A 14,696-nucleotide genomic window follows, 5' to 3' on the forward strand; every position below is an offset into this window, starting at 1 on the left:
CTTAAGTTTACTTAAGCGGGCTTCTTAAATATGGCTCCTCTGACTGGACTCGAACCAGTGACATACGGATTAACAGTCCGCCGTTCTACCGACTGAACTACAGAGGAATCGTGTGAACGGGGCGAATATTAGCGGCGTCACCTGCACTTGTCAAAGGGTGATCCCGCCTGGGTGGATCGTTTGCTGACAAAACCAGCAAGGTGGCGGTTTAAGCAACAAATTGCACGTTTTTGGTGCGCCTATACCCCGAATGGGGCAGATCATAAACCGTTGTTTCATGTTTGAAACCGACGGCAGTGATTAGATTTCCTTATTTTCCGCCGCTTAGCGCACATATCGGACCTCTTCGCAAAACTGGCAAGCATCTTGCAAAACCCTCAGTACACTCGCGCCGGAACCGGCAACGCATTTCGTACAGGGGGCAAAATGAACTTAAGACGACTGAAATACTTCGTAAAAATCGTCGATATCGGTAGCCTGACCCAGGCCGCTGAGGTGTTGCATATCGCACAGCCGGCACTGAGCCAGCAGGTGGCCACTCTGGAAGGTGAGCTGGATCAGCAGCTGTTGATCCGCACGAAACGCGGCGTGACTCCTACCGAAGCGGGCAAGATCCTCTACACCCACGCACGTACCATTCTGCGCCAGTGCGAACAGGCGCAGCTGGCGGTGGGTAATGTCGGGCAGACGCTGAGCGGGCAGGTGTCGATCGGACTGGCACCGGGCACGGCAGCCTCGTCAGTCACCATGCCGCTGCTGCAGGCGGTGCGCGCGGAGCTGCCGGAGGTGCTGGTCTATCTGCACGAGAACAGCGGTTCGGCGCTGAACGATAAATTGCTCGGTGGGCAACTGGATATGGCGGTGCTCTACGATCGCTCGCCCGTGGCGGGGATCACCAGCCAGCCGCTGCTGAAGGAAGATCTCTTCCTGGTGGGAACGCGCGACTGCCCGGGGCAGAGCGTGGATTTGACCGCGGTGGCCGAGATGAATCTGTTTCTGCCTCGCGATTACAGCGCCGTGCGGTTACGCGTCGATGAAGCTTTCTCCCTGCGCCGTCTGACGGCCAAAATCATTGGTGAGATTGACTCTATCTCCACGCTGACCGCCGCTATCGCCAGCGGGATGGGCGTGACTGTCCTGCCTGAATCGGCAGCCCGATCGCTCTCCAGCGCCGCAAACGGCTGGATGGCAAGGATCTCCTCGCCGTCGATGAGCCTGCCGCTGTCGCTGAACGTCTCTGCACGCGGCGCGCTGTCACCGCAGGCGCAGGCGGTAAAAGAGATCCTGATGTCGCTGGTAAGTCGTCCATCGCTGGAGAACCGTGAGCTACAACTGGTCAGCTGATATTCCATAAAGGTATAAGTTGCGGGTTTTTATTATTTGTTCTCACGACGAGCACACTCTAACAATAGCGTTATGTCAGATGCGCCGGAGTGAACCGTGAATTTCCAGCAACTTAAAATTATTCGTGAGGCGGCCCGTCGGGATTACAACCTGACCGAGGTCGCCAACATGCTCTATACCTCCCAGTCGGGCGTCAGCCGTCATATCCGCGAGCTGGAGGAAGAGCTGGGCATTGAGATCTTCATTCGTCGTGGCAAGCGCCTGCTGGGGATGACCGAGCCCGGCAAGGCGCTGTTGACCATTGCCGAACGCATTCTCAATGAAGCCAGCAACGTGCGTCGGCTGGCCGATCTCTTTACCAATGATGCCTCCGGTGTATTGACCATCGCCACCACTCACACTCAGGCCCGCTACAGCCTGCCGCCGGTGATAAAGGCGTTCCGCGAGCTGTTCCCGGACGTGCGTCTGGAGCTGATCCAGGGTACGCCCCAGGAGATTGAAGTCCTGCTGCAAAACGGCGGGGCGGATATCGGCATCGCCAGTGAGCGCTTAAGCAACGACCCGCTGCTGGCCGCGTTCCCGTGGTTCCGCTGGCATCACAGCCTGCTGCTGCCGGTCGACCATCCGCTGACCCAGGTCTCCCCGCTGACGCTGGACGCTATCGCCAAATGGCCGCTCATTACCTATCGTCAGGGCATTACCGGGCGTTCCCGCATTGATGAGGCCTTTAACCGTAAAGGCCTGACGCCGGATGTGGTGCTCAGCGCGCAGGACTCCGACGTGATCCGCACCTACGTCGAGCTGGGGCTGGGGATTGGGCTGGTGGCGGAACAGTCCGGCGGCGAGCGCGAGCAGGGGAGCCTGGTGCGCCTTGATACCCGTCATCTGTTTGATGCCAATACCGTCTGGCTCGGGCTTAAGCGCGGCCAGCTGCAGCGCAACTATGTCTGGCGCTTTATCGAACTCTGCAACGCCGGGCTCTCGGTGGATGAGATCAAACGCCAGGTCATGGAGCCGGAAGAAGTGGCGATTGACTACCAGATTTAGGCCAACCAACCCCGCATCGCGGGGTTTTTTCTCTGAAGCGTTTTCGCATTTCTTGTAAAACCTGATTCTGCCTGGAAAATGTACATCATTAAATTCCAATGTTATATTTAAATATAATATCTGGAGGAGTTCTATGTACATAACACGTCTGAAAAAAGTGGGCGGCTCTGTCATGCTGGCAGTCCCTCCAGCGATTTTGAAAACGCTCGACCTGCAACCAGACAGCGAGGTCAGCGTCACTATCGACAACGGCTGCCTGATAGTTGAACCGCAAAAACTCCCGCATTATTCACTTGCTGAACTGCTGGCGCAGTGCGATCCGCACGCCGAACTCAGTGAAGAAGATCGAGAATGGGTTGATGCGCCAGCTGCAGGCAAGGAGATCCTGTAAATGGATAGAGGGGAAATCTGGCTCGTTTCACTTGATCCTATTGCCGGGCATGAGCAAAGCGGAAAACGTCCGGTGCTTATCGTATCGAAGGCTGCGTTCAATCATCTCACCCGCCTGCCTGTTGTGGTTCCTGTCACCACTGGCGGCAAGTTTGCCCGTACTGCGGGTTTTGCCGTATCCCTGGATGAAGCGGGCTCAAAAACCAGGGGCGTGATTCGCTGCGATCAGCCTCGTACCATAGATATGGGAGCACGGCATGGCATAAAGTTGGAGCGTGTGCCGGATAGCGTAATGAATGAGGTACTTGCGAAGTTGGGTGCTTTGTTAACCTGATGTCGTGCTTAGAAATATCCAGAATAGCAAAAAGCCCGCTTAAGTTTCCTTAAGCGGGCTTCTTAAATATGGCTCCTCTGACTGGACTCGAACCAGTGACATACGGATTAACAGTCCGCCGTTCTACCGACTGAACTACAGAGGAATCGTGTGAACGAGGCGCATGTTAATGGCCCCGCTAGTTTGTGTCAACACTAAATTCAACGCGCTGATTCAATTGATTAATTAAGCCTCAGAGTGCTGATTTAGTGTACTTGCGTGGCAGGATCATCGCCCTGGCCGTCATTTTCACGTAACCGTTGCAGCGGGTCCTGCTGGTAAAACTGACAAAAACGCTGCCAAAGCGCCGGGAAGCGGGGGGCGAAAAGCTCGGGTGCGCTGAAGAAATATTCTGATAACACCGCAAAGCACTCAGCAGGATCGGTGGCAGCATAGGCATCAATGCTGGCTGCGCTTTCGCCCACCAGATCGATCTCATCCTGGATGTTGTTCATCGCAGCGTGCAAATCGTGTTCCCAGCCCGCCACTTCACGCAGGGGGATAAACGGCACGCCGCTGGCGCGATCGCCGTTGCGGGTGTCCAGCTTATGCGCCACTTCATGAATGATGAGGTTAAAACCGGAGGCGTCGAACGAGTCCTGAATGTCCAGCCAGTTAAGAATGATCGGTCCCTGCTGCCAGCTTTGACCGGACTGCACCATTCGCTGACTGTGCACCAGCCCAATGTCGTCCTCCCATTCGTCGTCCACCACAAACGGCGCCGGGTAGATCAGCACTTCATGGAAACCGTCCAGCCATTCGATACCCAGTTCCAGAACCGGCAGGCAGAAGAGCAGGGCAATGCGGGTGCTCTTGCGATCGTCGAGTTCAAAACCCTGCAGCGGGACCAGGCGTTTTTGCTGTAGGAATCGCACGGCAAGCTGCACCAGACGCGATTTATCCTCATCCGATAAAGTGGACAGGACGGGGATCGCCAGCGCCTCTTCCCACGGCAGCGCCGCGCTTCGGGCGGATTCATTCGATTTCCAGGGCCACTTAATCATCGCTTTGCTCGCAAACTCGTCACTTGAACAAAATTGACCGGTTATGGTCTGTTAAAATGCCAAATTACCCGGCATGATGGCAACCATCAAAACGGAGAGATGCCGGAGCGGCTGAACGGACTGGTCTCGAAAACCAGAGTAGGGGCAACTCTACCGGGGGTTCAAATCCCCCTCTCTCCGCCACTTCATCTCTTCAGTCAGTCTTCCTGCTAGCTTTCTCGTCAGACATCCTGTGCGCTGGGTACCTTATCATTCCACTTACGGGAAGTAACAGCCCTTTACCGCTTCAAAACAATATATGTGAACTAAATCAGGATGTTTACCTGAAGAGGTTGTATTGCGGGCGTTACTCCTGGTGGCAATATTGCCGAAGCAGGGCAACCTGCTCGGGCCGCAGACGATAGCGATACACGGGCCGGCCGGTGGCGCCATAGTGAATGCTGGTGTGCAGAATGTTGACCTGCGCCAGCCAAATCAGGTATTTGCGGCAGGACACCCGGGAAATATTGACTGCGCTAGCCAGATCGTCGGTCGAAAATTCCGTCCCCGGATGGGCGTCAATCCACAGGCACAGCGTGCGCAGCGTCTGCGGGGTGAGCCCTTTCGGCAGGCGTCGACTGTCCGCCAGCCCTGGCGCGCCGCCGCGCAGCAGCCGGTCAACATCGGCCTGGTCATGATACTGATGCGATCCCATCAGGGCTTTTTTCTCACGCCAGCCGTTCAACGCCTCTTCGAAGCGCGGGAACTGGAACGGTTTGATCAAATAGTCCACCACCCCGTAATGCATGGCGGTCTGAATAGTCGCGGCATCGGAAGCCGAGGTGATCATGATGACATCGGTGTCACGGCCGGATGCCCGGATAACCGGTAGCAGGCTCAGGCCATTGTCACGCTGCATGTAGACATCCAGCAGGATCAGATCGACCTGCCGGGCGGGGGCGTTCAGCACGGCCCCCGCCTCTGCCAGTGACGTGGCAATACCGCAGCAGCAAAAGCCGTCGACCCGGTTAACGTACTGGCGGTTAAGATCGGCCACCATGGCATCATCATCGACAATCAAAACATGTATCACGCGCTTTTCCTTTCACTGTCCCAGGGGAGCTGAACAAAAAACTGGGTAAATACGCCCGGCTCAGATTCAACGGCGATCTCCCCGCCCAGGTTTTCAAGTTGCTGGCGGGCGAGAAATAACCCCACCCCCCGGTTTTCCCCTTTCGTGGAATACCCTTTGTTAAAAATGGCCTGTAGATGGTCGGGGGCAATGCCCGGTCCATCATCACTGACTTCCGCACTGAGCCAGCCCTGCTGATAGTGCAGCAGCAGGCTGATTTCCCCCTCGGGCTGCGCGGCCATGGCATCCAGCGCATTTTCGATCAGATTACCGAGCACGGTGACCAGGCCTGCAACCTGCTGTTCATTGGGATTATCCGGGACCTGGCTGGCGTCGGAAAGCGTCAGGCTAAACCCCAGCTCTCTGGCGCGGTTGATCTTACCCAGCAGAAACCCGGCCACTACCGGCGATTTGACGTTGCGCTGCAGCGTGCCGACGTCGGTCTGCCAGGCGTTGGCGGTCTGGAGGACGTACTCTTCCAGTTTGGCATAGTGCTTCATATGCAGCAGGCCGAGGATCACATGTAGCTTATTCATAAACTCGTGGGAATGGCTGCGCAGCACATCCAGATAGCTCACCATCCCGTCCAGCCGCTGCAACAGCTGGCTGATCTCGGTCTTATCGCGGAAGGTAGTGATGGCACCCATCAGCTGATTCTCACTTTTGACGGGCAGGGTGTTGCAGAGCAATAGCCGCCCATGGCAGTTGATCTCCTGATCCTGACGCGGCAGCCCGGTTTGCAGTACCTCGCGCAGGTTTGCCAGCAGCGGCGTCTCGCGCAGGGCAGGGTTGCTGGGGCTCGCATTCAGGATCTGCCGGGCTGCATGGTTTATCATCGTCACATGCCCCTGCTGATCCACTGCGATCACGCCCTCGCGAAGGGATTGCAGCATCGCCTGGCGCTGCTCCAGCAAGGCTGAAATTTGATACGGTTCGAGGCCAAACAGCACCCGCTTCAGCATCCGCACCAGCCCCCATGCGCCGAGCGCGCCCATCAGGGCGCTGAACAGCACCAGCCAGATGGCATCCCAGCGGTTGCGGGCGATCTGCTGCTCTACTTTAATCAGGGAGATCCCCACCGCAACCACGCCAATCTGCTGATGCTGTGCGTTATAGACAGGCGTAAACACCCGCAGCGCCTCGTCGAGTACCCCGTGGTTGACAGCAACATTCTCTTTATCTTCCAGCGCAGGCCGAAGGTCGTCCCCAATAAAGGCTTTGCCGAGCAGGGCGCTGTTGGGATGCGAATAGCGGCTCCCCCGCATGTCGGTGACAACGGCAAACAGCAGGTTGTTGCGCTGCATCACCGCCCGGGCGACAGGCTGGATGATGTTACTGTCCGGGGGCAGGGACAAGCCGCGGGTCACCTCCGGGCTATCAGCCAGGGTTCTGGCGACCGCCAGGGCGGTATCCCGCACGCCATCGCGCGTAGCCCGGGTGATTTGCGCAAAATAGAGGACAAAAATCACCAGCAGAATCGCGCCCGTCACGCTGTAGACCATCAGCGTGACCAGGGTGTTCAGTTTCATTGGGCGCTTGCGCGTAGGAGGGAGGGGCGGCAAATCGCGCATTGAAACTCCAGGACATACAGAAAGTGGGCATTATGGCTGATGGCGCTAATTTGTTAAAGCTATGTAAATCTGGTGGCGGTTAAAAAGCAAAAAGCCCGCTTCGTAGCGGGCTTAACAGAGTCTTGCCGGACAATCAGAACTGGTAAACGATACCCAGCGCGAACTGGTCGTCAGCAGGCATGCCGGTACGGGCCGCGTCATCATCATCCAGCAGGTTGAATTTATACGCAGTGTAGACGTTCATGTTCTTGTTGAAGTAGTACCAGGTACCCAGTTCAACATAGTTCACGAGGTCGGCATTCACGCCGCGAACGCCGTTGCGTTCACCCAGATCTTTGCCTGTGGAGTAGACGTAGCCCAGGGAGGGACGCAGGCCAAAGTCAAACTGGTACTGCACCACGGCTTCAACGTTCTGCGTTTTGTTGGCAAAACCTTTATTGCTCACATAGGTCATGTTGCGGGTTTCACCGTACATCACCGCAGCGTAGAGGTTGTTGGCATCATACTTCGCGGCCAGCGACCAGACTTCAGCGGTATCGCCAAAGCCGTCCAGGGACTGTTTGTTGGTACGGTCAGACTTGCCGTAGACGCCGACGAAGCCAAAGCCATCGAAGTTGTAGGCGAGGGAGGTGCTGTAACCGTCACCGTTGGCTTTTTTCACCTTGCTATCGTGGTTTTTACCCTGGTACTGCAGCGCAAAATCCAGCCCTTCAACCGCGCCGAAGAAGTCCGTGTTGCGATAAGTCGCCACGCCGGTGGTACGGCCAGTCATAAAGTTATCGGTGTGAACCCAGGAATCGCCACCCCATTCCACGAGCATATCGGTGTACGCCCCGGCGTCGTAAGCCACACCGTAGTTGCGGCCATAGTCAAACGAACCGTAGTCACCGAATCTCAGACCTGCGAACGCCAGACGGCTACTTTCATCCTGTTCGCCCTCCGGGGCGCTGGCACCCATGTTGTACTCAAACTGACCGAAACCGGTCAGGTCGTTGTTGATTTGTGTTTCGCCTTTAATGCCGAAACGGGCGTAGGAGTCATCAAAGTTTTCGCTGTTGCTATCGTCGGTATTGTTCCAGATGCGCTTTCCGACCATTTTTCCGTAAAGATCGAATTTATTGCCGTCCTTGTTGTAGATTTCAGCCGCATTTACCGCGCCAGCGCTCAACAAAACAGGGACGAGAACTGCCAGAACTTTTCTTTTCATTATATATTCCCTTGAATGTATTTTTTTAATGAATATACGCAACCCCCTCCGGGTTACGGGCTCAATACTATTTCAGGGTGGGTTTTTACTGTTTAAAAATAAATGTAACTAAATCATTTAGATTATTTCAAAATATTGATTACGGTGTCATTATATTTTATATTTATGGTTCTGGAAAATGTATTATTGCTTTTTATTGATATGTATTTCAAGTAGTTATTGATTTTCACGGATCTATTGATGAAGAAGGGGCCCTGCGGAAAAGACAATAAAAAGCCCGATAATAGTATCGGGCAAAAATAAAGGGGTAATTTAAGAGTATTTAATAGTGAAGCGATAAAAAAGCACATAACCCCGTCATCATTGCACAGTTATCCGCTTTGGAAAATATGTTCCTTGAATAATAAGAGTGAAATAACGCATTTACAGCCTTGCATTAGGCTATGACATTTTCGGTAATGGTGCCAACTTACTGATTTAGTGTACGATGGTGTTTTTGAGGTGCTCCCGTGGCTTCCATCTCCATCAGTTGTCCCTCCTGCTCAGCTACTGAAGGCGTGGTGCGTAACGGTAAAAGTACTGCCGGACATCAGCGCTATCTCTGCTCTCACTGCCGTAAAACATGGCAGCTACAGTTCACTTACACCGCCTCTCAGCCCGGTACACACCAGAAAATCATTGATATGGCCATGAATGGTGTTGGATGCCGGGCAACCGCCCGCATTATGGGCGTTGGCCTCAACACGATTTTACGTCACTTAAAAAACTCAGGCCGCAGTCGGTAACCTCGCGCATACAGCCGGGCAGTGATGTGATTGTCTGCGCTGAAATGGACGAACAGTGGGGCTACGTCGGTGCTAAATCACGTCAGCGCTGGCTGTTTTACGCGTATGACAGGATACGGAGGACGGTTGTGGCGCACGTCTTCGGTGAACGCACTCTGGCCACACTGGAGCGTCTTCTGAGCCTGCTGTCGGCCTTTGAGGTCGTGGTATGGATGACGGATGGCTGGCCGCTGTATGAATCCCGCCTGAAGGGAAAGCTGCACGTAATCAGCAAGCGTTACACTCAGCGAATTGAGCGGCATAACCTGAATCTGAGACAACATCTGGCAAGGCTGGGACGGAAGTCACTGTCGTTCTCAAAATCGGTGGAGCTGCATGACAAGGTCATCGGGCATTATCTGAACATAAAACACTATCAGTAAGTTGGAGTCATTACCACATTTTCCTGACTGCATCAATACTGTGGAATTATAATTATAATCAATACAAAATTGCGAAAGATCAACTTAACGCAAATCGACAGGGGAAAGTTTTACAGGTAGCGTGTTTTTTATCAGAAAAGGTGATTTATTTACCGGTTCGAATTGGCGATGTGAATGCGACGGCCAGCGTGCCGTGAAAAAGGAAAGGACAACATGGAACAAAAACACGATCGCAGCCTGGGAGGCAAGCTGGCCCTGTGGGTTTTTTACGCCTTTTGCGGCTATTTCATCTGGGCGATGGCGCGCTATTTGTGGATCGTCAGCAAAGTCACCTCGGTATCAGGGCCGCTGATTGAGGACGATCTCGGCTCAACGTCCGGGAAATGGCTCAGTGCCCTGTGCGGTTTTCTGCTTTTAAGCGCGGTGGGGGGAATCCTGGGCGCGATTGCCTGGTACACCCGGCCGCGTGATGTGTCAGAAGAGTAAATAATTGCTATTGTACGGCTTTTCACTTTCTGGAAAGCCGATATGGAACTCGTGCAGTGGCAGCAACGTTTTGAAAACTGGCTGAAGGCGCATCATGCCACCGATGATACCGCCCATGATATCTCCCATTTCCGTCGTGTCTGGAATACCGCACAGCGGTTGATGAAAGATTTGCCGGTCGATCCCCTGGTCATCCTGACGGCCTGTTATTTTCACGATATCGTCAGCCTGCCGAAAAACCATCCGCAGCGCGGCCGCTCGTCGCAGTTGGCCGCCGAAAGAACGATGGCCATCCTGCGCGACGACTTTGCCGATTTTCCTGCCCATCACTATGCCGCGATCCAGCATGCCATCGAGGCGCACAGCTTCAGCGCGGGCATTACGCCGCTTACCGATGAAGCCAAAATCGTGCAGGACGCCGACCGGCTGGAGGCCCTGGGCGCGATTGGTCTGGCGCGCGTCTTTGCCGTGTCCGGCGCGCTGGGGGTTCCGCTGTTCGACCCGGAGGATCCCTTTGCTGATGCGCGCGAGCTGAACGACCGGGCATACGCCCTGGACCATTTCCAGAGCAAACTGCTCCGCCTGCCCGGGACGATGCAGACCGCCGCTGGTCGGCAGCTTGCGCGACAGAGTGCCGATGTGCTGATTCAATTTATGGCCCGGCTCAGCGCCGAGCTACGCGGCGATTACGAGGGTATTGACGCCGCGGTAGTGCAGCGTTTCCGCGACAGTCTGTAATGCCTTTCTGTGTTACTCTCTCTTAAGTCTTTTTTGGCCCGGTTAAATGTATGCAGGAAAATGTATCAGTGACGGAGTCGGCGCTTGTGCTGGCAGATAAATCAACGGCGTCAGTTCAGGCGTTATTGAGCCAGCTTCTGGAAATTTACGATGCCAGAACGCTGGCTCATCTTCTGGTTGCTCAGGGTGACAGCCACTGGAGCCCGGCGATCCTCAAACGACTGGTGACCAGCGAGCGGGCAGGGCATCGCCTCAGCGATGGTGAATACCGCTTCCTGCAAAACCTGCTGCCGCGCCCTCCGGCCTGTCATCCTCACTATGCGTTCCGCTTTGTCGATCTGTTCGCCGGGATCGGCGGCATCCGTCATGGATTTGAGGCGATTGGCGGCCAGTGCGTATTTACCAGTGAGTGGAACAAACATGCGGTACGCACCTACAAGGCCAACTGGTACTGCGATCCGGATGCGCACCAGTTTAATGATGACATCCGCGAAGTGACGCTCAGCCACCAGAGCGGCGTGACGGACGACGAGGCGGCGCAGCACATCCGCAACGCCATTCCGGCGCACGACGTGCTGCTCGCAGGCTTCCCGTGCCAGCCGTTTTCGCTGGCTGGCGTATCAAAGAAGAACGCTCTGGGTCGCGCGCACGGTTTTGCCTGCGACACTCAGGGCACGTTGTTCTTTGACGTGGCGCGCATTATTGACGCCCGCCGCCCGGCAATCTTTGTGCTGGAGAACGTGAAAAACCTGAAGAGCCATGACGGCGGTAAAACGTTCCGTATCATCATGCAGACCCTGGACGACCTGGGGTATGACGTGGCGGATGCCGCGGAGAGCGGGCCAGACGATCCGAAGATTATCGATGGTAAACACTTCCTGCCCCAGCACCGCGAGCGCATTGTGCTGGTGGGCTTTCGCCGCGATCTCAACCTGCGGGGCAACTTCACCCTGCGCGATCTCCCGGGGCTGTGGCCGGCACGGCGACCCACAATTGCCGATCTGCTCGAGCCCGTCGTGGACGCAAAATTCATTCTCACCCCGGTGCTGTGGAAGTATCTCTATCGCTATGCGCAGAAGCATCAGGCGAAGGGTAACGGGTTTGGCTTCGGGATGGTCGATCCGACGAACCCGAACAGCGTCGCCCGCACCCTGTCGGCACGCTATTACAAAGATGGCGCGGAGATCCTTATCGACCGGGGCTGGGACAAAGCCCTTGGCGAGCGGGATTTCGACGATCCTGAAAACCAGCGTCATCGGCCGCGCCGTCTGACGCCGCGCGAATGTGCTCGTCTGATGGGCTTTGAAACCCCGCAGGGCTACCAATTCCGCATCCCGGTATCTGACACCCAGGCCTACCGCCAGTTTGGCAATTCGGTAGTGGTACCGGCGTTTGCCGCCGTCGCCCGACTGCTGGAGTCGCGTATTCTGCAGGCGGTAGCGCAACGTAAGGCTGAGACTGTCAATGGCGGACGTACATAATAAGGCCACCCGCAGCAAAAACATGCGCGCCATCGGCACGCGGGATACGGCCATTGAAAAACGGCTGGCTGGCCTGCTGGCGCAGGTCGGCTTTGAGTTCCGCGTGCAGGATGCCAGCCTTGCCGGACGGCCCGATTTTGTGGTGGATAGCCACCAGTGCGTGATCTTCACGCATGGCTGTTTCTGGCATCGCCACGACTGTTATCTGTTTAAGGTCCCGGCGACCCGCACCGACTTCTGGCTGGAGAAGATTGGTAAAAACATTATTCGCGACAACCGCGATATCGCGCTGTTACAGCAGCAGGGCTGGCGGGTGCTGGTAGTGTGGGAATGCGCGCTGCGCGGCAGGCTGAAGCTGGATGACAGGGCGCTTACTGAGCGTCTGGAAGAGTGGATCTGCGGCGGCGGCGAGACCGCGCAGATCGACACCCTGGGCATTCGCCCGCTTAGGGTTTCTCCGCCTGACACGGCGTAACCACCGGTTTGGCCGGGAACAGATACTTGCCTAAGGTCACCAGCACCACCGCCATAATAATGATCCCCAGCGCCATCCACTCAACCGGGGAGAGCGATTCCCCACCGAGACCCGTACCCAGCAGCACGGCGACCACCGGGTTCACGTAGGCATAGCTGGTGGCAACCGCCGGAGAGACATTGCGGATCAGGAACATATAGGCATTAATCGCGATCACCGAGCCGAATATCGCCAGATAGCCCACCGCCAGGAAGCCTGACAGGTCGGGAAGGGCAGTCAGCTTCTCGCCGGAAAGCATTGACGCTACCAGCAGCACAATCCCCGCGGTGACCATCTCAATGGCCCCGGCCATCATCCCGGTGGGTAATTCAATGCTCGAGCCGTACACCGAACCAAACGCCCAGCTCATCGACCCGATCAGGATGAGCAGCGCACCCCACGGATTGCCGCTCAGGTTTCCGCCGCTGTTGAGCAGAATAATGCCTGCCATCCCGATGGCGATCCCCAGCCACTCCAGCTTGCGCGTTTTGATGCCAAACAGGCGGCTGAAGCAGAGGGTGAACAGCGGAACGGTCGCCACCACCACAGCCGCGATCCCGGAGGGCACGTTTTGATGTTCCGCGACGGTAACAAAGCCGTTCCCGACAGCCAGCAGCAGGACGCCGATCAGAGCGGCGTTGAGAAGCGGGCGCAGCGGCGGCAGCTTATGGCCACGCAGGAATAAAAACGCCAGCAGCAGCACGCCCGCAGAAAGAAAACGCACTCCGGCCATCATCAGGGGTGGCCAGCTCTCCACGCCGATACGGATCACGAAATAGGTGGAACCCCAGATGATATAGAGCGCAAACAGCGCGCCCGCTAATGGTAAAACGTGCCTGAAACGCATACTCCCTCACAATGAAATAATTCGGTCGCATAGAGTTAACGTGAAAACTATCGCGCTGGCGAGCGCTTTAATTGTGTTACATAAGTGAATTATTTGTTGACTTAAACGGGATAGTTTCGGGGTTCCGGGTTTTACTCCATACTGTTCAGGTTATTAACAAAAAAGAAGGAACGTTATTTTGGCGGGAAGTAGCTTATTAACACTGCTGGATGATATTGCCACGCTGCTGGACGATATTTCGCTGATGGGAAAACTGGCGGCCAAGAAAACCGCGGGCGTGCTGGGGGACGATCTCTCTCTCAATGCCCAACAGGTCTCGGGCGTGCGCGCCAATCGCGAGCTGCCCGTAGTTTGGGCCGTGGCGAAGGGTTCACTGCTCAATAAAGTGATCCTCGTGCCGCTGGCGTTGCTGATCAGCGCCTTTATTCCGTGGGCCATTACGCCGCTGCTGATGGTTGGCGGGGCATTTCTCTGCTTTGAAGGGGCAGAGAAAATATTGCACTCCCTCGAATCGCGTAAAAATAAAGGGAAGGAGAGCCCGGAAGCGCGGCAACAGCGTCTGGAAGCGCTGGCCGCACAAGATCCTGTCACCTTTGAGCGGGATAAAATCAAGGGCGCGATCCGTACCGACTTTATCCTGTCGGCGGAAATTGTGGCTATTACTCTGGGGATTGTGGCGGATGCGCCGCTGCTGAACCAGGTGCTGGTGCTGTCCGGGATCGCCTTTGTGGTCACCCTGGGCGTCTACGGCCTGGTGGGCATCATCGTCAAACTGGATGACGTCGGCTACTGGCTGAGTGATAAAACCAGCGCGCTGGCGAAGATGACGGGTAAAGCCCTGCTGGTGATAGCCCCCTGGCTGATGAAGTCCCTGTCGGTAATCGGCACCCTGGCCATGTTCCTCGTCGGCGGCGGGATTGTGGTGCATGGCATTGCGCCGCTGCATCATGCCATCGAGCATTTTTCTGAGGCTCAAGGTGCTGTTATTGCAACTGTTTTACCCACCTTACTGAATCTGGTGCTCGGGTTGATTATTGGCCTCGTGGTGGTCGCGGTGGTGAAACTCGTGGAAAAAATGCGAGGTCGCTCACATTAATAACTTCTGGCTATACCAGGCATAACTGTTATTCCTCGACTAAATTGATACAGTTTCACACTGATAAAGGAGGCGGTTATGGTCTTTCTGGTCAGCGATGAAGTTAAGCCAAAAAACGGCGGTCCACGTATGGTCGTCACCGGCTATGCAAGCGGAATGGTGGAGTGTCGCTGGTACGACGGTTACGGCATCAAGCAGGAAGCGTTTCGTGAAGAAGAGCTTCAGCATGGTGACGGCACCCGGCGACAGGACAAGGCTTAAGTCACGCTACGCCCGGCAA

The 14,696-nt window shown here is 55.7% G+C and carries 16 protein-coding genes and 3 tRNA genes; 12 read left to right on the forward strand and 7 right to left on the reverse strand.

Features of this window, described 5'->3' with window-relative positions; all coding sequences use genetic code 11:
• Window positions 1-31: 31 nt before the first annotated feature.
• Window positions 32-107: transfer RNA gene (locus tag LRS40_RS15175), tRNA-Asn, on the reverse strand.
• A gap of 319 nt (window positions 108-426) precedes the next feature.
• Here LRS40_RS15175 and nac point away from each other — a divergent pair.
• The 4 genes from nac (at window position 427) to LRS40_RS15195 (ending at window position 3,115) form a co-directional block, all read left to right on the forward strand.
• A complete protein-coding gene (gene nac, locus LRS40_RS15180) occupies window positions 427-1,344 on the forward strand; it encodes a nitrogen assimilation transcriptional regulator NAC (RefSeq protein WP_142486333.1) in 918 nt (305 codons plus the stop codon).
• A gap of 96 nt (window positions 1,345-1,440) precedes the next feature.
• Window positions 1,441-2,391, forward strand: a complete 951-nt coding sequence (gene cbl / locus LRS40_RS15185) for an HTH-type transcriptional regulator Cbl (protein ID WP_142486332.1) — start codon at window positions 1,441-1,443, stop codon at window positions 2,389-2,391.
• Window positions 2,392-2,524: 133 nt separating this feature from the next.
• A complete protein-coding gene (locus tag LRS40_RS15190; RefSeq protein WP_231311958.1) occupies window positions 2,525-2,782 on the forward strand; it encodes an antitoxin in 258 nt (85 codons plus the stop codon).
• A complete protein-coding gene (locus LRS40_RS15195) occupies window positions 2,783-3,115 on the forward strand; it encodes a type II toxin-antitoxin system PemK/MazF family toxin (protein ID WP_142486330.1) in 333 nt (110 codons plus the stop codon).
• Between the two features lie 69 nt (window positions 3,116-3,184).
• On the opposite strand, the gene LRS40_RS15200 is transcribed toward LRS40_RS15195, so the two are convergent.
• Window positions 3,185-3,260, reverse strand: a tRNA-Asn gene (locus tag LRS40_RS15200).
• 100 nt (window positions 3,261-3,360) lie between these two features.
• Window positions 3,361-4,158, reverse strand: a complete 798-nt coding sequence (gene mtfA / locus LRS40_RS15205) for a DgsA anti-repressor MtfA (RefSeq protein WP_156264165.1) — start codon at window positions 4,156-4,158, stop codon at window positions 3,361-3,363.
• A 93-nt stretch (window positions 4,159-4,251) separates the two neighbouring features.
• Between mtfA and LRS40_RS15210 the strand changes: the two genes are divergently transcribed.
• Window positions 4,252-4,341: transfer RNA gene (locus tag LRS40_RS15210), tRNA-Ser, on the forward strand.
• A gap of 163 nt (window positions 4,342-4,504) precedes the next feature.
• Here the strand turns inward: LRS40_RS15210 and dcuR are convergent.
• From dcuR to LRS40_RS15225, 3 genes are all read right to left on the reverse strand, one after another.
• The gene (gene dcuR / locus LRS40_RS15215; protein ID WP_156264164.1) at window positions 4,505-5,230 is read right to left on the reverse strand and encodes a two-component system response regulator DcuR; all 726 of its coding nucleotides are present in this window, start codon (window positions 5,228-5,230) and stop codon (window positions 4,505-4,507) included.
• On the reverse strand, window positions 5,227-6,840 hold the full coding sequence (locus LRS40_RS15220; protein WP_231311959.1) for a sensor histidine kinase: 1,614 nt from the start codon (window positions 6,838-6,840) through the stop codon (window positions 5,227-5,229). The genes dcuR and LRS40_RS15220 overlap by 4 nt, the downstream gene beginning before the upstream one ends.
• Window positions 6,841-6,973: 133 nt before the next feature.
• Entirely contained in the window at window positions 6,974-8,047 is a 1,074-nt protein-coding gene (locus LRS40_RS15225; protein ID WP_231311960.1) for a porin, read from the reverse strand.
• A 509-nt stretch (window positions 8,048-8,556) separates the two neighbouring features.
• Between LRS40_RS15225 and LRS40_RS15230 the strand changes: the two genes are divergently transcribed.
• The 5 genes from LRS40_RS15230 (at window position 8,557) to LRS40_RS15250 (ending at window position 12,434) form a co-directional block, all read left to right on the forward strand.
• Window positions 8,557-9,254 (forward strand): IS1 family transposase gene (locus LRS40_RS15230; RefSeq protein ID WP_223216367.1). Its coding sequence is split into 2 segments (ribosomal slippage): window positions 8,557-8,806 and window positions 8,806-9,254, totalling 699 coding nucleotides; the frame shifts between segments, so codons are not numbered across the junction.
• 213 nt (window positions 9,255-9,467) lie between these two features.
• The gene (gene drpB / locus LRS40_RS15235) at window positions 9,468-9,740 is read left to right on the forward strand and encodes a cell division protein DrpB (protein WP_142486325.1); all 273 of its coding nucleotides are present in this window, start codon (window positions 9,468-9,470) and stop codon (window positions 9,738-9,740) included.
• 42 nt (window positions 9,741-9,782) lie between these two features.
• A complete protein-coding gene (locus LRS40_RS15240; RefSeq protein ID WP_231311961.1) occupies window positions 9,783-10,478 on the forward strand; it encodes a phosphohydrolase in 696 nt (231 codons plus the stop codon).
• A 50-nt stretch (window positions 10,479-10,528) separates the two neighbouring features.
• Entirely contained in the window at window positions 10,529-11,959 is a 1,431-nt protein-coding gene (locus LRS40_RS15245) for a DNA cytosine methyltransferase (protein ID WP_185902372.1), read from the forward strand.
• Complete coding sequence (locus tag LRS40_RS15250) at window positions 11,943-12,434, forward strand: very short patch repair endonuclease (protein WP_231311962.1); 492 nt, start codon at window positions 11,943-11,945, stop codon at window positions 12,432-12,434. The genes LRS40_RS15245 and LRS40_RS15250 overlap by 17 nt, the downstream gene beginning before the upstream one ends.
• Here the strand turns inward: LRS40_RS15250 and yedA are convergent.
• Entirely contained in the window at window positions 12,406-13,320 is a 915-nt protein-coding gene (gene yedA, locus LRS40_RS15255; protein WP_231311963.1) for a drug/metabolite exporter YedA, read from the reverse strand. The genes LRS40_RS15250 and yedA overlap by 29 nt on opposite strands.
• Window positions 13,321-13,498: 178 nt before the next feature.
• Between yedA and LRS40_RS15260 the strand changes: the two genes are divergently transcribed.
• Together LRS40_RS15260 and LRS40_RS15265 are read left to right on the forward strand one after the other, a co-directional pair.
• Window positions 13,499-14,416: a DUF808 domain-containing protein gene (locus LRS40_RS15260; protein WP_231311964.1), complete on the forward strand. Its 918-nt coding sequence runs from the start codon at window positions 13,499-13,501 to the stop codon at window positions 14,414-14,416.
• Between the two features lie 78 nt (window positions 14,417-14,494).
• The gene (locus tag LRS40_RS15265) at window positions 14,495-14,677 is read left to right on the forward strand and encodes a YodC family protein (RefSeq protein ID WP_156264151.1); all 183 of its coding nucleotides are present in this window, start codon (window positions 14,495-14,497) and stop codon (window positions 14,675-14,677) included.
• Window positions 14,678-14,696 lie beyond the last annotated feature (19 nt).

The sequence above is a fragment of the Leclercia sp. G3L genome (assembly GCF_021117075.1).
GTDB classification, from domain to species: Bacteria; Pseudomonadota; Gammaproteobacteria; order Enterobacterales; family Enterobacteriaceae; genus Enterobacter; species Enterobacter adecarboxylatus_C.